This window comes from Streptomyces sp. NPDC055966, assembly GCF_042269865.1.
Classification (GTDB): domain Bacteria; phylum Actinomycetota; class Actinomycetes; order Streptomycetales; family Streptomycetaceae; genus Streptomyces.
On the sequence record NZ_JBHJYK010000022.1, the window covers coordinates 120,099 to 139,806 of the forward strand.

The window sequence follows — 19,708 nt, forward strand, 5'->3', positions numbered from 1 at the left end:
CGTGCTTCCGTAAAGGGTCAACGCACGATCACGGTCCGTAGTGCCCGGACAGGGTCACTTTCCTTCGTTCGCCGCCTTCACCAGGGCGTCCTTCGTCACCGCGCCGGCGTAGACCTTGCCGTCGTCGGTCATCAGGACGTTGACCAGGCGGGTGGAGAAGACCGTGCCCTTGCCGAACTTGCCCGAGACCTTGTCGCCGAGCGAGCCAAGGAAGCCGCTGAGGTCGCCGGCCTTGGAACCGCCGCTCGGCAGGCCGCCCTTGGCGCCCGTGTCGAACGTGGCGACGGACGTCCAGCCCTTGCCGATGACAGTGCCCTTGTCGTGGCCCTGGGCGAAGCCCCCGCCGGGCTTGAACCCGTCGTGCTCCCGGGCCGTGGCGCCCTTCTTCTGCTCCGTCACCTTCGCGCCCTTGGGCGGGGTGAAGGTGAACGTGGAGGCGGCCGGCCTGGCGAAGGAGACCTCGGTGAAGCCCGCGTCGACGACGGCGGCGCCGCCGCTCTTCGGGGTCAGCGTGAACTTCAGCGGCATGCCCGTCTTCGCGTCGACCGCGATGCTGATCGCGCCGACCGTGGTGCCCGACTGGCGCGGCTTGATCAGCAGCTTGTAGGCGGCGCGGCCGGCGACCTGCTCGGTGCCGTCGACGGTGACGGACGTGGTGCCGTCCACCGCCTTCAGCGCCTGGTCGGCGAAGTCCTTCGGCGTGGCCGGCGGCTGCTCGGCCCTGCGGTCCTTGCCCGTCTCGGGGGAGGTGCTGTGGGAGACGGAGTTGGTCTTGCTGTCGTAGCCCCAGACGTTCGTGCCGTCGTGGATGAGGCTGTACTCGGAGCCGCTCTCCAGCAGCGAGATCTTCTGCTTGTCCGGGCCGTCGGCGGCGACGCGCAGCGTGTGCGTGCCGGAGACCAGCTCGGTGAGCTTGGCCTGCGGGTCGGCGGAGGAGCCGGCGCCGGCGCCCTTGCCGGCCCCGGAGGCCAGGCTGCTCTCCAGGCCGCCGAGGTTCGGCAGGCCGAGGTCGGTGCTGATCTTCACCGTGCCGGACAGCTGCTGCACGTCCGACTTGGCGATCTTGTCGATGAGCTGCTTCGCGGTGATCTTGGGCAGGTCCGGGTCGCCCGAGGCGGCGAGCGCCGGGACCAGCCCGATCGTGGCCGCCGCCACGCCCACCACCGCGACCGGGACCGCGTAACGCGCGGCCTTGCGGCGTCCGGCGTGCGGGTTCTCGTCCCGCGCGACGTCCACCGCGTCATCGGATTCGTACGGTGCCATGTGTGCCTTACCTCCGTCGTCGGCGGCGGCTTTCCTCACGCTGGTCCACCCTGAGCCGCCATTCTCACCCGAATCGGTGAGGAGTGGTGATGTCCGTGTTCCCCATCTCACCAAATCGGCCATGAGGAAGCGTCAGACCACGGAGCCAACTCCGTGTACGCCTGCGGTATGACACGTAGGGGCGGCGACCACCGGGACCCCTAGGGGCCGGGCCCGGTCGCACGGATGCCGAAGGGCGCCGTACGGCCGTGTGCCATATCGCGGACACGTCAGCCACTGTCAGCGGGGACGAGCCGGTAGGCCGTCGCGGGCCGGCACGCCGTCGTGGGTGGCCCGGGGCCTCAGCCCGCGCGGTGCACCACCGCGTCGCACAGCTCCACCAGAGCCGCCTTGGCGTCGCAGTCCCGCAGCGGCGACAGCGCGGCCCGGGCCTCCTCGGCATAACGCACGGTGTCGCGGCGGGCCTGCTCCAGCGCGGGGTGCGCGCGCAGCGCGGTCAGGGCCTCGGCGTGCCGGGCGTCGTCGGTGAGGTCGGAGTCCAACAGCTCGCACAGCGCGAGGTCCTCGGGCAGCCCCAGCCGGGCCGCGCGCTCGCGCAGCCGGAGTACGGGCAGCGTCGGGATGCCCTCGCGCAGGTCGGTGCCCGGGGTCTTGCCGGACTCGTGCGAGTCGGAGGCGATGTCCAGGACGTCGTCGGCGAGCTGGAAGGCGACGCCGAGCCGCTCGCCGTACTGGGTGAGGACGTCGACGACCGTCTCGTCGGCGCCCGACATCATCGCGCCGAACCGGCACGAGACCGCCACCAGCGAGCCGGTCTTGCCGCCGAGCACGTCCAGGTAGTGCTCGACCGGGTCGCGGCCGTCCGAGGGGCCCGCGGTCTCCAGGATCTGGCCCGTGACCAGCCGCTCGAACGCGAGGGCCTGCACCCGGACCGCCTCGGGCCCGAGGTCGGCGAGGATCTGGGAGGCACGGGCGAAGAGGAAGTCGCCGGTGAGGACCGCGACGGAGTTGCCCCAGCGGGTGTTGGCGCTGTCCACACCGCGCCGCACGGCCGCCTCGTCCATGACGTCGTCGTGGTACAGCGTGGCGAGGTGGGTCAGCTCCACGACGACGGCCGACGGCACGATGCCCGGCGCGTAGCGGTCGCCGAACTGCGCCGCGAGCATCACGAGCAGCGGCCGGAACCGCTTCCCGCCGGCCCGTACGAGGTGCTGCGCGGCCTCCGTGATGAACGGGACCTCGCTCTTGGTGGCCTCGAGCAAGCCTTCCTCGACAGCCGCCAATCCGGCCTGGACATCGGCTTCGAGAGCCTGGTCCCGCACGCTCAGCCCGAACGGCCCGACGACGGTCACGAGGGGTCTCCTGTCTGCTGGTGTCTGCTGGCGATTACACGGTTTGTCGATAGGTCGCTGCCATCACTCAAGTCAGCGTATCCGGTCCTGTTTCGATCACCGATAGCGCCCACCGGTCCGGCCCGGGCGCTATTGGATCATGGCCGCTTTGTTTTCGATCAGATGGTAAGAACGGACATTCATCGACTTAACAGGACACCTTGCGCTTTGTCGCGAACCGAGGGGCGAGCGGAGTAACGGCTCCACCCTCACCCGCGGGCCATCTCACACCCACCCCTCACCCCATCCCTCGCCCACCCCCCTTTCCACGTCCCCCTTCACGACCGGCGCCACTCCGAGCGCGAGTCCCTGAAATCCGCTATGTCCCCTTTATGACTATTTGATACTTCGTGAGTTGGGTCACGGACGCCCATGTCCGCACACCGGCCGCCGAACCGCCCGTTCTCCTTGCCCGGCGCGCGAGTTGAGGGTTGGCAACCGCAAAGGATCAAGCACCACATAGGGTGCAGTTCAAGGTCAAACAGGACGTTGTGTGATTCCGGCACTTGTTCCCGACATGTGCTCTCGCATACGTTCCGGCTCGCTGGGCGGACGCCGAATCCTGCCGCCGCCCGCACAACCATCCGCGAACTCATTCGTACGGCAGGAGCGGGGGACCCAGGTAAGTCGCCGGACCGGTCGGCACACGTCGCACCGGAACGGCTAGGGGTGAAGCCGCGCCTTCTCGCGAAGGCACGGCCGGGCACCTCCCCGCCCGAACCCGACAGCTCACCTCGCAGGCGCCGGAGAGGAACTCCCCATGTCTGCTGCCGCTCAGCACAGCCGTACCCGCACCAGCCGTCTCATGCGCACCCTCGCCGTCGCCGGCACCGGTGCCGCCGTCCTCGCGATGCCGCTCATCGGCGCCACCAGCGCCTCCGCCGCCACCAGCACGCCCTCGACGGCCGCCGCGACCACGTCCCTCGTCCACACGTCCGGGTACACGAACACCCTCGACGGCTGGATCCGCGAGTCCCTCTCGATCATGGCCCAGAAGGGCATCCCCGGCTCCTACAACGGCATCTTCCGCAACATCATGCGGGAGTCCTCCGGCAACCCGCTGGCCATCAACAACTGGGACTCCAACGCCGCCGCCGGCATCCCGTCCAAGGGCCTGCTCCAGGTCATCGACCCGACCTTCCGGGCCTACCACGTGACCGGCACCGCGTTCGACCCGTACGACCCGGTCGCGAACATCACCGCGGCCTGCAACTACGCCGCCGCGCGCTACGGCTCGATCGACAACGTCCACAGCGCGTACTGAGACACCGGTCAGCCGGTCGGAAACAGTCTTTCGAGGACGACGGCGACGCCGTCGTCCTCGTTCGACATGGTGATCTCGTCGGCCACCGCCTTCAGTTCGGGATGCGCGCCGGCCATGGCGACCCCGTGCCCGGCCCAGTCGAACATCGGGATGTCGTTGGGCATGTCCCCGAAGGCCAGCGCCTGTCGGGCACCGACGCCGAGCCGCTCCGCGGCGAGCGCCAGCCCGGTCGCCTTGGTCACCCCGGACGGCTGGAGCTCCACGGTCCCCGGCCCCGACATGGTGACCGTCGCGAGCGAACCCACCACCGCGCGCGCGACGGCCGCCAACTCGTCGTCGGACAGGGCGGCATGGCGCAGCAGCACCTTGCTGATGGGCTTGTGCCACAGGTCGTCGCGCCGGTCGACCCGCACCGAGGGCAGGGTCGGGTGCGGCATCCGGTAGCCGGGCTCGATGAGCGTGAGCCCGTCGACGCCGTCCTGGTCGACGGCCGCGTAGACCTGCCCCACCTCGGCCTCGATCTTGCCGAGCGCCTCCTCGGCCAGTTCCCGGTGCAGCCGGACCGACCAGAGCAGGCGCCCGCCCCCGGCGTCGTAGACCTGCGCGCCCTGTCCGCACACCGCGAGCCCCGCGCAGCCGAGGCGCGCGAGCAGCGGCCGTACCCGAGGGGCCGGACGGCCCGTCACCACCAGATGCCGGGCACCGGCCCGCGCCGCCCGCGCGAGCGCGGCGAGCGACCGGTCGGAGACCGTGTCGTCGCCCCGCAGCAGCGTGCCGTCCAGGTCAGTGGCGATCAGTGCGTATGCGGCTGCCATGATCAGAGAATACGGACGCGGGGCCTGTCCGACTCACCTTGCCGTACTGCGTACTTACGTGCTCATCACCCCCAAGTGGCGCCCGCCGTCGGCCTGATGACACTGTCGGGGTCCCCTGTATGCCGTCGCCGTCCCCGGATGCGGCCGCTTCGTCAGCCGTGGGCCGCCGCCAGGTGCTTCGCCAGTCGCGGCGAGGCGAACTCCGTGCCGCACACGAAGCGCATCACCGGGCCGTACGACGCCGCCGCCGGCAGGCCGGTGAAGTACAGGCCGGGGACGGAGGAGACGCAGCCGGGGCCGAGCCTCGGCGCGCCGCGGCTCACGGCCAGCCGGGTGCGCAGGCCGTGGCCGAGGAAGTCCATCGCCGCGATGTCGACGCGGTAGCCGGTGGCCGCGATGACGTGGTCGGCGGCGAGCCGTTCCACGCCGTCGGCAGGGGTCTGCCCGCGCGGGCCGGTTCGGGAGCGGGAGAACGTGCGGACGGTGAGGACGGGGCTGCCGTCCGACGCCTCCGCGCGGACGATCCGCTCGACTTCCTGCACCTGTACGGCGCTGTCGAACCGCTCGCGCAGCCACCAGGCGCCGAGCGGTCCGAGGACGCGGCGGACCAGGTAGTGACGGGCGGCCTCGGGCAGGTGGCGGTAGGGGTGCGGGTAGTAGCTGAGCGCCCACAGCGACCAGGCGCGGCCGAAGGGGGATGCGGGGCGCAGCCTCGGCTGCTCCCAGGGCGGGGCGCCGAAGGCGACCCGGCCGCGGCCGCGCGCGACCACGCGCACGCGTGCGCCGGCTTCGGCGGCGAGCGCGGCCGTCTCCAGCGCGGACTGGCCGGCGCCGACGACGATCAGCTCCCGGCCGGCGAACCGCCCGAGGTCGTGGTGCTGGGAGCTGTGCGAGAGCGGTCCGGTGGCGGAAGGCCCGTCGGGTGCCGCGCCCGCGAGTTCCGGCGGAAGGTGGGCGAGGCCGGACAGGCCGGTGGCGACGACGACCGCGCGCGCGGTGCACAGCTCTCCCGAGTCCAGCTTGAGTTCGAAGCCGCCGCGCGCGTCACGGTCGACGGACACGACCCGCACCCGCTCCAGGCCGGGCAGCAGCTTCTGCTGGAACCACTCGCCGTAGGCGACGAAGGTCTCCACCGGGATGATGTCCTCGTCAGCCACCAGGCGGCGGATGCCGGCCGCGTCGCAGTAGTCGGCGAGGGTGTGGCCGGGCTGCGGGCAGTCCAGGCTCGACGCGGCGGGTGTCGACTTCAGGAGCATGCCCTCGGGCATGTGGGCGCGCCAGCTGACCATGGGGTCGCCGAAGACGCGGACAGGGATGCCGCGCGCGCGGAGATGGGCGGCGGTGGACAGGCCGAACGGCCCGGCCCCGATGACTGCAACCGGTCGAGTCACGAAGTCCCTCCCCAGGACACGGTGCGCCACTCTTGCTCGTCTTGGTGGCTTGGCCTACTTCGTGGAGGTGTTGCCGCCGCGGCGGTTGGTCCGCCACAGCTGATACAGGTGCTTCGCGCCCGGGCGCACGAAGCGGGCGAGCATCGTGAGGAACGGCAGCGGGTCGTCACCCGCGAACCAGGCCAGCTCCGTCCCGCTCGCCTTCGCCGGTGCGTGCGGCGTCGTGTAGCCGCTGCGGCGGTAGGCGAGGAGGGCGGGCAGGTCGATGTTCTCCACGACGTAGCGGTGGCCGGCGCGCTGTTCCCCCTCCGGTACGGCGCGGCCGGTCAGGTGCAGGTGCAGGGCGCGGACCACGTCCACCCCCGACTCGTTCTCGAAGAGCCGGAACTGGGCGCCCATGCGGGGGTTGAAGTCCAGGAGTTTGTACTGTCCGTCGCGCCGGTCGAAGCGCAGGTCGAGGTCGATGATGCCGCTGAAGCCGATCTGTTTGATGAAACGCGCGGCGAGGTCGGCGAGTTCCGGGTTGTCGACGACGTAGGCGTTCGCCGTCATCCCGGCGTGCGGCGGCCACGAGCGGACCTTGACGCCGGTGAACAGCGTGAGCGGGGTGGAGTCGGGGCCGAAGCAGGCGTGCACGATCCAGTCCTCGGCCTCCTCGCGCGGGAGGTACTCCTGGAGGATCACGCCCGGCTCGTCGCCCCAGTCGCGGGCCAGGGCGAGCAGGCCCTCCCGGGTGGCGATCCGTGTGGTGCCGTTCACGGCGGGCCGGCGCCGCCGTACGAACGCCTCGCGGTTCTTGGCCACCACCGGGAAGCGGGCCGTGTCCGCGAAGGCGACGATGTCGTCGTACGACTCCGGGAACGCGGCCGACGGGCTGGCGATGCCGTGCTCGACGCACAGTTCGTGCAGTCCCTGTTTGCTGGCGAGCCGGCGCGGCAGCCCCGGCTCGACCCTCGGGAAGAGAAAAGATCCGGCCAGCTCGTCCTGGTGCTCGGCGATCAGGACGGCGGCCTCTTCGTCGGTCGGTATCAGGACGGTCGGGCGGCCGATGCGACGGCCGACGCGCAGCAGCCCGTCGACCAGGTGGCTCGGGTCCTCCGCGCCGGTCGTCGGCCACACGAACGCCTTCTTCAGATAGCGCGAGGACGCCGCCGGCGTGTACGGATCCTCGGTGATGGCGTACATGGGCACGCCGAGGCGGCCCAGACTGCGAATGGCGCCGACACCGCCGTGGTGCAGCGGATAATCGCCGAACTTGACGATCAGCCCCGGCACGTCACGGTCGGCCTCGAACGGCACACTGACGGCGTCTCCGGCCACGGGTCCCCCCACGTGTCCCCCCAAACGGAACGGATCCAGCCCGTCCGTGTCCCCAAAGGACGCTAAGCCGGAATTGCCCACTCCGACAAGGCCTATTCGGAGCCTATTCGGACATTGCGAACCCTTTAGGTATCGTGCGGGCAACCTTCGGGGCACCTGGCGGGACGTGCACCGGGGCACGCCTCGGGGCTCTGCCCAAGACATGCGTCACGGCCGTAACGTGTGGCGCGACCACATGGAACGCATCGCCATGCATGGCCCGGATGAGAGTGAGGCAGCACCCCATGCCCCCCTTCGACGTCCCCGAGGGCGACCCCTTCGGCCCGCACAACCTTCCCTATGGCGTGTTCTCGCCCTCCGGCAGCACGGAGCGGAGGGTCGGCGTCCGGCTCGGGGACCACGTCCTCGACGCGGGCGCGGCGGCCGCCGCCCTCGGCTCACCGCACCAGGCGCTGCTCGCCCGCCCCACCCTCAACGCCCTCATGGGCGCCGGCCGCGCGACGTGGTCGGAGGTACGGGACGCCGTCACGGCCTGGGTCACGGACCCCGCGCACCGCGAGGCCGTGGAACCGCTGTTCCGCCCCTTGTCCGAGGTGACCCTGCACCTGCCCTTCGAGGTCGCGGACTACGTCGACTTCTACGCCTCGGAGAACCACGCGAGGAACGTCGGCCAGATCTTCCGCCCGGACGCCGCGGACTCCCTCACTCCCAACTGGAAGCATCTGCCGATCGGTTACCACGGCCGCTCCGGCACGGTCGTCGTCTCGGGCACGGACGTCGTACGGCCCTCGGGGCAGCGCAAGGGCCCGGACGACCCGGTGCCCGTGTTCGGCCCGTCGGTCCGGCTGGACATCGAGGCCGAGGTCGGCTTCGTCGTGGGCGTCCCGTCCGCACTGGGCAGCCCGGTCGCACTCGGCGACTTCCGGGAGCACGTCTTCGGCCTCTGCCTGCTGAACGACTGGTCCGCGCGGGACATCCAGGCCTGGGAGTACGTCCCCCTCGGCCCGTTCCTCGGCAAGTCCTTCGCCACCTCGGTGTCCGCATGGATCACCCCGCTGGACGCGCTGGAGCACGCGCGCGTGGCCGCACCGGAGCGCACGCACCCCCTGCTGCCCTATCTGGACGACGCGGCGCCGGGCATCGAGCCGGGCGGCTACGACCTGCGGATCTCCGTCGCGATCAACGGCCATGTGGTCTCCGAGCCGCCGTTCTCGACCATGTACTGGACCGCTGCCCAGCAACTCGCCCACATGACGGTGAACGGCGCCTCGCTGCGCACCGGCGACCTGTACGGCTCGGGCACGGTGAGCGGTCCCGAGGAACGCCAGCGCGGCTCCCTCCTGGAGCTGACCTGGAACGGCCGCGAGCCCCTCGAACTCCCCGACGGCAAGCGGGCCTTCCTGGAGGACGGCGACGTGGTGACGCTGTCCGCGTGGGCCCCCGGCCCGGACGGACGCCGGGTCGGGCTGGGGGAGGTCAGCGGCCGCGTCGTATCGGCGTGAGCCACGCGGTCGCCACGCGCGCGCGTGCGTGCGTGGCGGCGCGTGCCGGCGACGTCCGGCGCGGCGGCCCCGCCGGACGGCCTGGACCGGCCGGGCCGCCAACCGACCGTGACCTGCGACGGGACCGCGGGCACCGTGTCCACCGCGGTCCCGGTGCCGCTGTCCCCGGTCGCGCTGGTGACTTCGGACGGATCCGCGCCCGGCTCGCCGCCCGGGCTGGCAGCGGGCGACCGCCGGAGGGCGAACGACTGCCGACGCTACGGCGGCGGGCCCCATGGCGCGCGCGTGCCGCGAGCCGGAGGCGGCGTCGCTGGTCCGCACCCGGCGCGGCGCGGGGACGCCGGTCGCTCCACCGCCGCCGGGCGCCCGACACCGCGAGACGGCGGAACTCGCCGACGGTACGAGGGACTTCGCGGCCTGGACGCCCGCGCCGGGATTCGGGCCGGACGACGTGCTGGAGGCGGTGCGGCGGGCCGTGCGGAAGCGGGAGACGCAGGGCTTCCGCCCCCGGAGGCCGGCCGAGCCGGACGCGACGGAACGATGCGGCAGGGAGCGCGGGACAGATCACTGCCGAGACCTGCCTCTCACCGCTCCTCCCCGGCATACTGGGCGGACAACGCACCATGCGACGCGCCCCCGGCCCATCGCCCCGCACCACCCGCACCCGCGCCCCTCTCCGACCAGGAACCGGAGCCCCGGCATGACCGTCTGCCTGCTCCTGCTGAGCGTCGTCGCCCTGACGTCCGCGCTGCCGGCACCGCGCGCGCTGACCCGTGCCGCCTGGCCCGAGCGGGAACCCGTGGTCGCGCTGTGGGTGTGGCAGTGCCTGGTCGCCACCGTCCTGTTGTGCTGTCTGGCCGCGCTGGTCCTGGGCACGGCGGCCGTCTTCCACACCGTCCGCGACCGCGTGTTCGCCCCCGCGCCGCCCTCCGTCACCGCCGCGTACGACCTGTCCGCCACACCGGTGTGGGCCACCGCCCTCACCCTGCTGCTGGCCTGCGGGGCCGCGTGGACGACGGCGATGCTGGCCCGGGAGATCGTCGAGGCCCGCCGCAGCCGCGGCCAGGCTCGCGCACAACTGCGCGAACGAGCCCCCGACCTGCCGGCCGGACTGCCTGCGGCGCGGGGCCCGATGCTCGTGCTGGAGGACGAGTACCCGGACGCCTGGTGGATGCCGGGCCACCCGCCACAGCTGGTCGTCACCACGGGCGCGCTGCAACGCCTCACCGACCATCAGCTGGACGCCGTCCTCACACACGAACGCGGGCACGCGCGTGCCCACCACGACTGGCTGCTGCACCTGTCCACCGCGCTCGCCACGGGCTTCCCGCGCGTGCCGCTCTTCGCCCACTTCTGCGACCAGACGCACCGCCTGGTCGAGCTGGCCGCCGACGACACGGCGTCCCGCCGCTGCGGACACCTCACCACGGCCCTCGCGCTGATCGAGCTGAACCAGCATCGGGGTGTCCTCTCCTGCGACTCCAGCCGCCGCCTGCTGGGCGAGCGCGTGGACCGCCTCCTGGAGCCCCCGCCGCGGCTGCTGCGCCGACACCGGGCCCTGACGACGACGGTGGCCGCCCTGGTGCCGCTGCTGCCCCTCCTGATCACGTTCGCCCCGGGGCTGACGGCGCTGTCCTGACAGGCCCGCCGGTGGCAGATCTTCCCGCCCGCTGAGCGAGAACCGCAGCTCAGCGGTGTATCCAACATCCCCTCACCTGGCGCAACACTGCGGCAACACGCCTTTCCCCACCACATCGGTATGGTTCCAGCCATGCCACCCACCGACCGCCCCCGCGACCACGCCGGTCAGGGCGCCGCGACCACCGTCGCAGCCCACCGCGCACGTCGCCGGCTGCGTGCGGACCGGGCCCGGCAGCTCGCCGACCTGCTGCGCCACCAGCTCCTCACCGGCGCCTTCCAGGACGGCCCCCTCCCCCACGAGTCGATCCTCGCCGCCGACTACCGCGCCTCCCGCAACACCGTCCGCCAAGCCCTGGATCTGCTCCGGGCCGAAGGGCTGGTGGAGCGGCAGCCGGGGGTCGGCACCGTGATCGTCGCCCGGAAGTACCCGCACGGGCTCGACCGTCTGCTGGGCCTCGCGGAAACCCTCCGCGAACACGGCCGCGTCACCAACGAGGTCCGCACCATGGGCCCCGCTCCCGCACCCGCCCCGGTCGCCGACCGCCTCGGCGTACCGGCCGGCGCCGACGTGCTCTACATCGAGCGCCTGCGCCGCCTGAACGGCCTCCCCCTCTCCCTCGACCTGACCTACATCCCGCTCGACATCGGCACCGCCCTGCTCGGCGCCGACCTGGAGAACACCGATGTCTTCCGCCTTCTGGAAGCCATCACCGGCCAGCGCCTCGGCCACGCCGAGATCACCCTGGAGGCGGTGAACGCGGACGCCCACTCCGCCGCCGTGCTCCAGGCCCCGCGCGGCGGCGCCGTACTGATGCTGGAACGCCTCACCCACCTCGCCGACGGACGCCCCGTCGACCTGGAGTTCATCCGCTTCCGCGGCGACCGCATCACCATGAGCGGCCTGCTCCACCGGTCATAGCAAAGGCCGCCGTACCTCACCCTGCCTGCACGTTTCCTGGAGACAGCCATGCCCTTGGCGCCCCAGCGGGCCGACGTGCCCGTCACCATCGACGAGTCGAAGTGCATCGACGGCTGCACCCTCTGCGTGGACATGTGCCCGCTGGACTCCCTCGCCATCGACGAGAGCAACGGCAAGGCGTACATGCACGTCGACGAGTGCTGGTACTGCGGCCCGTGCGCGGCCCGCTGTCCCACCGGAGCCGTCACGGTCAACATGCCCTACCTGCTCCGGTGAGAGGTACAACCCCCATGAAACGCACGGCAGTTGCCTTGTCCGCCGCCGCACTCCTGCTCCCCCTGTCCGCCTGCGGCGGCAGCGCCGAGGCGGGCAGCGGCTCCACGGTCACCGTGACCGTCGGCTACCAGTCCAAGACCATCAACACCGTCACCGCGGGAACCCTGCTGCGCTCCCTCGGCTACTTCGAGCAGCAGCTCGACTCCCTGCACGACGGCCACACCTACAAGGTCGACTGGCAGGACTACGCCACAGGCGCCCCGATCACCGCCCAGATGACCGCCGGGAAGATCGACATCGGCTCGATGGGCGACTTCCCGCTCCTGCTCAACGCGGCCCGCGGCAAGCAGCTCGGCCGCCCCACGCACCTGGTCTCGGTCACCGGCTACAACCTGCGCGGCGGCCTCAACACCGTAGTCACCGCCCCTGATGCGAAGCTGGCCTCGCTGACGGACCTGAAGGGCAAGACGGTCTCCACGAGCATCGGCTCCGCCGCCGACGGCACGCTCGTACGTGCCCTTCAACGCGCCGGCATCGACCCGGACAAAGGCATCTCCAAGCTCAACCAGCAACCCGCTGTGGGCGCCTCGGCGCTGGCCTCCGGCAGCGTGGACGCCCTGTCGCAGTTCGTCGCCTGGCCCGGGCTGCTCGCCTACCAGGGCAAGGCGAAGGCCTTGTACGACGGCGCCCAGCTGAACCTGCCCACCTTCCACGGTGTGACCGCCCGCGAGGACTTCGCCCGGCGGCATCCCGCCGTCCTGGAGGCCTTCCTCAAGGCCCAGGCCGAGGCGACGGACTACCTCAACGCCCACCCCGTCACCGCCGCCGAAAAAGTCGCCCGGGCCACGGGCCTGCCCGCCGAGGTGGTCTACCTCTACAACGGCGCCCACGGCATCGCCACCTTCGACCCGGCCGTCAAGCCCCAGCTCGTCTCCGCGCTGAAGCAGGACGTGTCCGTGCTGAAGGCCGCCAAGCTGACCGGCGACATCGACGTGGACTCCTTCGTCGACGACCAGTACGTGAAGAAGGCCCTCGGCACCTCCTACGCACAGCGGCTCACCGCCGCGCCCGCGCCGGCCGCGAGCGAGGTGTGGGCCAGGAACAGCGACAAGACCCTCACCTTGAAGTCCCCGAGAGCGCTGCTGGCCTACGTGGCCGGGCACCAGGACGGCATCCGTGCCGCCTACGTGCCCGACGCCACCACCGGCACGCTCTGGTTCGCCGACAAGGCGGTCTGGGTGGCCGACGGCGACCGATTGCTGCCCTTCGTCACCCCGGACACCGCGCAGGCCTACGTCGCCGCCCACGGCGGCGCTCGCACCGTGTCGTACCGCGAGGCCCTGGAGCGGGCCTCATGACCCGCCGGCCCCTGACGCGATATGCGCTGCGCACCGCCTCCCTGGCGGCCTTCCTCGGCCTGTGGCAGCTGCTGACCGGCCTGAAGGTCGACCTGTGGCTGCGCTTCTCGCAGTTCCCGACCGCCACCGACGTGGCCCGTGCCTTCGCCGGCCGGCTCTCCGGTGACGACTACTGGACCGACCTCGCCGACAGCCTCACCCGGATCCTCACCGGCTTCGCCCTGGCCGCCGTCCTCGGCGTGGCGACAGGCGTGCTGGTGGCCCGCTCGCGGCTCGCCGAGGATCTGCTCGGTCCGGTCCTGGAGGTGATCCGCCCGATCCCGGCGATCGCCCTCGTCCCGGTCGCGATCCTCCTCTTCCCCTCCAACGAGCAGGGCATTGTCTTCATCACCTGCACCGCTGCCTATTTCCCCGTGCTGGTCTCCACCCGGCACGCGGTCCGCGCGCTCACCCCCGTCTGGGAGGAGGCGGTGCGCACCATGGGCGGTCGCCGACTGCGGATCCTCGCGTCGGTGGTGCTGCCGGGCGCGCTGCCCGGGATCTTCGGCGGGCTGTCGGTCGGTATCGGCGTGTCGTGGATCTGCGTGATCTCCGCCGAGATGATCTCCGGCCAGTACGGGGTCGGTTACCGCACCTGGCAGGACTACACGGTGGTGAACTACCCGGGTGTCTTCGTCGGCATGGTCACCATCGGCGTTCTCGGCTGGGTGACCTCCACGGCCGTGGAGCTCCTCGGCCGGCGTCTGACCCGCTGGCTGCCCCGAACCTCGTACGTCCCCGGCGGCCGCACCCGCGCGGCCCGGCCCGCTGTCGTCCCCGTTCGCGGCGGCCGCGATCCCGAGCAGCACGCCCAGCCCGAGCAGCAGGACCACCAGGACACCGAGGAGGCCCGCGATGACCACCTCGTCTGAGACCGTCACCGCTCCCGTCACCACGCCGGCGCCGGGGAGCGCACGTGGTACCCGGCTCACGTTCCGTTCCGCCGTGCTCGGGCGGCCGGACGCGCCGGTGCTGTCCGAGGTCGACCTGGACGTCGATCCCGGCGAGATCCTCACCGTCGTCGGCCCCTCGGGCTGCGGCAAGTCCACGCTGCTGCGCACGCTCGCCGGGCTGCTGCCCGTGCTGGGCGGCACGGCCGAAGCGGAAGGCAGTCCCCTGACCGGGCCGTCGGCCGACCGCGCGCTGGTCTTCCAGGAGGACGCGCTGCTGCCCTGGCGCACCTTGCGGGGGAACGTCGAACTGCCGCTCGCCATCAGCGGCGTACCGCGCGGTGAACGCCGTGCCCGGGCCGAGTCCTGGCTCGAACGCGTCGGACTCAGCGCGCAGGCGGGGCAGTTGCCGCACCGCGTGTCCGGCGGGCAGCGCCAGCGCGCCCAGTTGGCTCGCGCGCTCGCCGACAGTCCACGCGCGGTCCTGATGGACGAGCCCTTCGGCGCCCTGGACGCCCAGACCCGCTCCGGCATGCAGGACCTGCTGGTGGAGGTGCTCCGCGGCACGGGCGCGACCGTCGTCTTCGTCACGCACGACGTGGACGAGGCCCTCTTCCTCGGCGACCGCGTGGCCCTCCTCGGCTCCGGCCGGGTGGTGGCCGTGCGCGACGTCCCGGGCCCCCGCGACCGCGGGGCTGTGGACGCTCCCGCCCGTGTGGCCCTGCGCCGCGACATCCTGACCTCGCTCGGCTCCTGAAAGGCACCCCGGTGACCACCCCCGCGCCCACCCTCCCGGAGATCCCCGCCGTCACCGACGCCGAGGAGCTGACCTGCGACGTCCTCGTCATCGGCGGTGGCACCGCCGGCACCATGGCCGCGCTGACCGCCGCCGAGCGCGGCGCCGACGTCCTGCTGCTGGAGAAGGCCCACGTCCGTCACTCCGGCGCGCTCGCCATGGGCATGGACGGCGTCAACAACGCGGTTGTCCCGGGCCGCGCCGAACCCGACGACTACGTCGCCGAGATCACCCGCGCCAACGACGGCATCGTCGACCAGTCCACCGTCCGCCAGACCGCCACCCGAGGTTTCGCGATGGTGCAGCGGCTGGAGTCGTACGGCGTCAAGTTCGAGAAGGACGAGCACGGTGAGTACGCGGTGCGCCAGGTGCATCGCTCCGGCTCGTACGTACTGCCGATGCCAGAGGGCAAGGACGTCAAAAAGGTCCTCTACCGACAGCTGCGGCGGCGCGAGATGCGGGAGCGGATCCGCATCGAGAACCGGGTGATGCCGGTCCGGGTGCTCACGGCGGGCGGGCGGGCCGTGGGCGCCGCCGGCTTCCACACCCGTACCGGCGCCTTCGTCACCGTCCGCGCGGGGGCGGTCATCCTCGCGACCGGCGCCTGCGGCCGGCTCGGGCTGCCCGCCTCCGGCTACCTGTACGGCACCTACGAGAACCCCACCAACGCCGGTGACGGATACGCCATGGCCTACCACGCGGGCGCCGAGCTGACCGGCATCGAGTGCTTCCAGATCAACCCGCTCATCAAGGACTACAACGGGCCCGCCTGCGCCTACGTCGCCAACCCCTTCGGCGGCTACCAGGTCAACCGGCACGGGGAGCGGTTCGTCGACTCCGACTACTGGTCCGGGCAGATGATGGCCGAGTTCGCCGCCGAGGTCGCCGGTGACCGCGGCCCGGTCTACCTCAAGCTCAGCCATCTCCCCGAGGAGTCGGTGTCCGCGCTGGAGTCGATCCTGCACTCCACAGAGCGCCCCACCCGGGGCACCTTCCACGCCGGGCGCGGGCACGACTACCGCACCCACGACGTCGAGATGCACATCTCCGAGATCGGCCTGTGCGGCGGCCACTCCGCCTCCGGCGTCCGCGTCGACGACCACGCCCGCACGACCGTCCCCGGCCTGTACGCCGCCGGTGACCTCGCCTGCGTCCCGCACAACTACATGATCGGCGCCTTCGTCTTCGGCGACCTCGCGGGCGCGGACGCCGCACAGTACACCGCGTACGCCGGGGAGCTTCCCGCGGACCAGGTGCGCGAGGCGCACGAGCTGATCTACCGTCCGCTGCGCAACCCGGACGGCCCGCCGCAGCGCCAGGTCGAGTACAAGCTGCGCCGCTTCGTGAACGACTACGTGGCACCGCCGAAGTCCGGCGCGCGGCTCTCCCTCGCCCTGGAGGCCTTCGAGCGGATGCGCGCCGACATCGCCGCCATGGGCGCCCGTACCCCGCACGAGCTGATGCGCTGCGCCGAGGTCACCTTCATCCGCGACTGCGCCGAGATGGCCGCCCGCGCCTCCCTCGCCCGCACCGAGTCCCGCTGGGGTCTCTACCACGACCGTCTCGACCATCCCGGACGGGACGACGCCTCCTGGTTCCACCATCTCGATCTGCACAAGTCCCCCTCTGGTGCGATGGAGTTCACGGCCCGTCCCGTGGCTCCCTATCTGGTCCCGGTCGAGGAGTTCGCGCCCGTCGGCGGTCCCTCCCGGCGGATCGGTGAGGTCCGCCCCGAGCACGTGGCGACGGCCGGTCCGCGCGAGGCGACACCGGTCGCCGCGGGACCGGCCCCCGCACGCGCCGCTGCCTCCGGCGCGCGGGCCGGCGCCCACGGCTCCGCCTCGCCCCGACTCCTCCAGCTGCTGGAGCTGGCCGAGGCGGAGCCGGAACTCGCCGCTCTGGAGCCCTACTTGACGGACTCCGACCCCGCTGTGCGCCGTACGGCCGTCGCGGTGCTCACCGAGACCGTGCCGTCCGGCGGTGGGCTGGCCCTGGCCGGTGCGCTCGCCGACCCCGACGCCGGGGTCCGCGCGGCCGCCGCGGCCTCCCTGCGCGAGCTCGTCGAGACCCTGCCGCCCGACCCCGCCCTGGGCGGCGCCCTCACCGGTGCGCTCGACCAGGCCGACCCCGTGGTCCGGGCCGCCGCGCTCGATGTGCTGCGCGCCCTGCGGCTCGGCCGAGCCGGTGTGTTCGCTGCGGCACTGGACGACCCCGACATCGCCGTCCGCACCGAGGCCGTACGGGCGCTGGTCTCCGTCGACGCCGTCCGCCCGCTTGCCGGTGCCGCGGACGATCCCTCCCGGGAGGTCCGGGTCACGGTGGCCAGGGCGCTGGCCGCCGTCGCCCCGGCGGCGTCGGCGGAAGCCGACCAGCAGCTGCTCAGGGCCACCCTGGACCGGCTGACGGAGGACACCGATGCCCTGGTGCGCGGCGCCGCGCTCGGCGCGCTGGCCGGCACCGGCTGCCCGGCGCCGCTCGCCGCCCGGGCCGTGGCCGCCCTGTCCGACCCGGCCTGGCAGGTCCGCTCCGGCGCCGCCACCGCGCTGTCGGCCGCGACCGCCGACGCGGCCGTACCCGCGCTGGCCGAGGCCCTGGGCGACGCCAATGCCGACGTACGCAAGGCGGCCGTCCTGGCCCTGACGCGGCATCGGGGCACGGCACAGGCCCGCGCGGCTCTCGCCACGGCCGCGACCGACTCGGACGCGGACGTCAGGGCCTACGCGGCACGGGGGCTGTGACGATCCCCCGCGTCTCCTCAGGCCGACCTGCTCGACCTGCTCGGCCCGCTAGATCCAGTCGTCGGGCTCCGGCTCCTCGTCGGGCTCCGGCCAGTCGGCGTCCTGCACGGCACCGACGGCCGGAGCCGAGCCCCCCGCGCCCGTCGGACCCGCCGGATCGTCCAGGGAAGCCAGCACCGCCAGTACGCCCTCCCCGTACGTGGCCAGCTTCTTCTCGCCGACGCCGCTCACCGTGCCCAGCTCGCGCACCGAGGTGGGATTCAGGGTGACGATGGCGCGCAGGGTGGCGTCGTTGAAGACGATGTACGGCGGGACACCCTGCTCGCGGGCCTGTTCGGTGCGCCAGGCGCGCAGGGCCTCGAAGGCGGGCAGCAGCTCGTCGGGCAGTTCGGCCGCGGCGGCCTTGGCCTTGCTGCCGCCGGACGCGCCCGCCGACCGCGACCGGGCCACGGCCGGCTTCTTCGGCTCCTTGCGCAGCGGCACCTCCCGCTCCTGCCGCAGCACCGAGCCGCTCTCCTCGGTGAGCACCAGCGTGCCGTACTCCCCCTCGACCGCCAGCAGCCCCTGGGCCAGCATCTGGCGGATGGCGCCCCGCCACTCGGCCTCGGTGAGGTCCGTACCGATACCGAAGACGGACAGCTGGTCATGGTCGAACTGGATGACCTTGCCGGTGCGCTTGCCGAGCAGGATGTCGACGATCTGCACGGCGCCGAACTTCTGCCCGCGCTCGCGCTGGAGCCGTACCACGGTCGACAGCACCTTCTGCGCGGCGATCGTGCCGTCCCAGGTCTCCGGCGGGGTCAGGCAGGTGTCGCAGTTGCCGCAGCCCGCCGGATCGGGGTCCTGGCCGAAGTAGGCGAGCAGCTGGCCGCGGCGGCACTGGGCCGTCTCGCACAGCGCGAGCATCGCGTCGAGGTGGGCGGAGGCACGGCGGCGGAAGGCGTCGTCGCCCTCGCCGGACTGGATCAGCTTGCGCTGCTGTATGACGTCGTTCAGGCCGTAGGCCATCCACGCCGTGGACGGTTGTCCGTCGCGGCCCGCGCGGCCCGTCTCCTGGTAGTAGCCCTCGATCGACTTGGGCAGGTCCAGGTGGGCGACGAACCGTACGTCCGGCTTGTCGATGCCCATGCCGAAGGCGATGGTCGCCACGACGATCAGGCCGTCCTCGCGCAGGAACCGGGACTGGTGGGCGGCGCGCACGCCCGCGTCCAGGCCCGCGTGGTAGGGCACCGCCTCGATGCCGTTGGCGGCCAGGAACTCCGCCGTCCGCTCCACCGAGTTGCGTGACAGGCAGTACACGATGCCCGCGTCGCCCGTGTGCTCCTGCCGAAGGAAGGCGAGCAGCTGCTTCTTCGGGTCGGCCTTGGGCACGATCCGGTACTGGATGTTGGGCCGGTCGAAGCTGGCGACGAAGTGGCGGGCCGTCGGCAGGTTCAGCCGTTGGGTGATCTCCTGGTGGGTGGCGCGGGTCGCCGTGGCGGTGAGGGCGATCCGCGGGACGTCCGGCCAGCGCTCGCCGAGGAGGGACAGCGCGAGGTAGTCAGGGCGGAAGTCGTGGCCCCACTGGGACACGCAGTGCGCCTCGTCGATCGCGAAGACGGAGATCTTGCCGCGCGAGAGAAGGTCGAGCGTGGTGTCCAGACGCAGCCGCTCCGGGGCCAGGTAGAGCAGGTCCAGCTCGCCGGACAGGAACTCGGCCTCGACCAGGCGGCGCTCGTCGAAGTCCTGCGTGGAGTTCATGAAGCCGGCGCGCACACCGAGGGCGCGCAGGGCGTCGACCTGGTCCTGCATCAGGGCGATCAGTGGGGAGATCACCACGCCTGTACCGGGTCTGACCAGGGCGGGGATCTGGTAGCAGAGCGACTTGCCGCCGCCGGTCGGCATGAGGACGAGGGCGTCGCCGCCGGCCACCACATGCTCGATGATCGCTTCCTGCTCGCCGCGGAAAGCCTCGTATCCGAAGATCCGGTGCAGCGTGGCCAGCGCCTCGCTGTCGGCCGCGCCCGGCCCCTCGGTCACCTGTGGCATCTCGCTGATCCCGCCCGTCGCTTTCATGGTCCTGTCCCCCGCCGGTCCCCCGTGTGTCGTATCCCGACCGCTGCCTC

General features: G+C 72.3%; 15 protein-coding genes and 1 riboswitch. Of the genes, 9 read left to right on the top strand and 6 right to left on the bottom strand.

Annotated features, from left to right (window positions below; genetic code table 11):
• Positions 1 to 54: 54 nt before the first annotated feature.
• Together ACFC8N_RS37315 and ACFC8N_RS37320 are read right to left on the bottom strand one after the other, a co-directional pair.
• Positions 55 to 1,263, bottom strand: coding sequence for an outer membrane lipoprotein carrier protein LolA (locus ACFC8N_RS37315; protein ID WP_376293468.1), 1,209 nt, complete (start codon positions 1,261 to 1,263; stop codon positions 55 to 57).
• Between the two features lie 341 nt (positions 1,264 to 1,604).
• Positions 1,605 to 2,615, bottom strand: a complete 1,011-nt coding sequence (locus ACFC8N_RS37320; RefSeq protein WP_356027538.1) for a polyprenyl synthetase family protein — start codon at positions 2,613 to 2,615, stop codon at positions 1,605 to 1,607.
• Between the two features lie 614 nt (positions 2,616 to 3,229).
• A riboswitch (cyclic di-AMP (ydaO/yuaA leader) is annotated at positions 3,230 to 3,410 on the top strand.
• Positions 3,411 to 3,414: 4 nt separating this feature from the next.
• Here ACFC8N_RS37320 and ACFC8N_RS37325 point away from each other — a divergent pair.
• Positions 3,415 to 3,918, top strand: coding sequence for a transglycosylase SLT domain-containing protein (locus ACFC8N_RS37325; protein WP_376293469.1), 504 nt, complete (start codon positions 3,415 to 3,417; stop codon positions 3,916 to 3,918).
• A gap of 8 nt (positions 3,919 to 3,926) precedes the next feature.
• On the opposite strand, the gene ACFC8N_RS37330 is transcribed toward ACFC8N_RS37325, so the two are convergent.
• The 3 genes from ACFC8N_RS37330 to ACFC8N_RS37340 all read right to left on the bottom strand — a co-directional run bounded on the left by ACFC8N_RS37330 (position 3,927) and on the right by ACFC8N_RS37340 (position 7,423).
• Positions 3,927 to 4,733, bottom strand: a complete 807-nt coding sequence (locus tag ACFC8N_RS37330) for an HAD family hydrolase (protein ID WP_376293472.1) — start codon at positions 4,731 to 4,733, stop codon at positions 3,927 to 3,929.
• Positions 4,734 to 4,885: 152 nt separating this feature from the next.
• On the bottom strand, positions 4,886 to 6,124 hold the full coding sequence (locus ACFC8N_RS37335) for an FAD-dependent oxidoreductase (protein ID WP_356027545.1): 1,239 nt from the start codon (positions 6,122 to 6,124) through the stop codon (positions 4,886 to 4,888).
• A gap of 54 nt (positions 6,125 to 6,178) precedes the next feature.
• Positions 6,179 to 7,423 (bottom strand): ATP-grasp domain-containing protein, encoded by a 1,245-nt coding sequence (locus tag ACFC8N_RS37340; protein ID WP_376293513.1) that lies wholly within the window; start codon positions 7,421 to 7,423, stop codon positions 6,179 to 6,181.
• A 305-nt stretch (positions 7,424 to 7,728) separates the two neighbouring features.
• On the opposite strand from ACFC8N_RS37340, the gene fahA reads away from it, so the two are divergent.
• The 8 genes from fahA (at position 7,729) to ACFC8N_RS37380 (ending at position 17,603) form a co-directional block, all read left to right on the top strand.
• A complete protein-coding gene (gene fahA, locus ACFC8N_RS37345) occupies positions 7,729 to 8,946 on the top strand; it encodes a fumarylacetoacetase (RefSeq protein WP_376293474.1) in 1,218 nt (405 codons plus the stop codon).
• A gap of 700 nt (positions 8,947 to 9,646) precedes the next feature.
• On the top strand, positions 9,647 to 10,585 hold the full coding sequence (locus ACFC8N_RS37350; RefSeq protein ID WP_356027549.1) for a M56 family metallopeptidase: 939 nt from the start codon (positions 9,647 to 9,649) through the stop codon (positions 10,583 to 10,585).
• Positions 10,586 to 10,717: 132 nt separating this feature from the next.
• A complete protein-coding gene (locus tag ACFC8N_RS37355) occupies positions 10,718 to 11,506 on the top strand; it encodes a GntR family transcriptional regulator (protein ID WP_356027552.1) in 789 nt (262 codons plus the stop codon).
• A gap of 48 nt (positions 11,507 to 11,554) precedes the next feature.
• Entirely contained in the window at positions 11,555 to 11,782 is a 228-nt protein-coding gene (locus ACFC8N_RS37360) for a ferredoxin family protein (protein WP_010986276.1), read from the top strand.
• A 14-nt stretch (positions 11,783 to 11,796) separates the two neighbouring features.
• Positions 11,797 to 13,140 carry an ABC transporter substrate-binding protein gene (locus ACFC8N_RS37365; RefSeq protein WP_376293478.1) on the top strand — a complete coding sequence of 448 codons (1,344 nt, stop codon included), beginning with the start codon at positions 11,797 to 11,799 and terminating at the stop codon, positions 13,138 to 13,140.
• Complete coding sequence (locus tag ACFC8N_RS37370) at positions 13,137 to 14,051, top strand: ABC transporter permease (RefSeq protein WP_376293481.1); 915 nt, start codon at positions 13,137 to 13,139, stop codon at positions 14,049 to 14,051. Before ACFC8N_RS37365 ends, ACFC8N_RS37370 begins: the two co-directional genes overlap by 4 nt.
• Positions 14,035 to 14,826, top strand: coding sequence for an ABC transporter ATP-binding protein (locus tag ACFC8N_RS37375; protein WP_376293483.1), 792 nt, complete (start codon positions 14,035 to 14,037; stop codon positions 14,824 to 14,826). Before ACFC8N_RS37370 ends, ACFC8N_RS37375 begins: the two co-directional genes overlap by 17 nt.
• A gap of 11 nt (positions 14,827 to 14,837) precedes the next feature.
• The gene (locus ACFC8N_RS37380; protein WP_376293486.1) at positions 14,838 to 17,603 is read left to right on the top strand and encodes a fumarate reductase/succinate dehydrogenase flavoprotein subunit; all 2,766 of its coding nucleotides are present in this window, start codon (positions 14,838 to 14,840) and stop codon (positions 17,601 to 17,603) included.
• 48 nt (positions 17,604 to 17,651) lie between these two features.
• Here ACFC8N_RS37380 and recQ read toward each other — a convergent pair whose 3' ends face one another.
• Positions 17,652 to 19,658, bottom strand: coding sequence for a DNA helicase RecQ (gene recQ / locus ACFC8N_RS37385; RefSeq protein ID WP_376293489.1), 2,007 nt, complete (start codon positions 19,656 to 19,658; stop codon positions 17,652 to 17,654).
• Positions 19,659 to 19,708 lie beyond the last annotated feature (50 nt).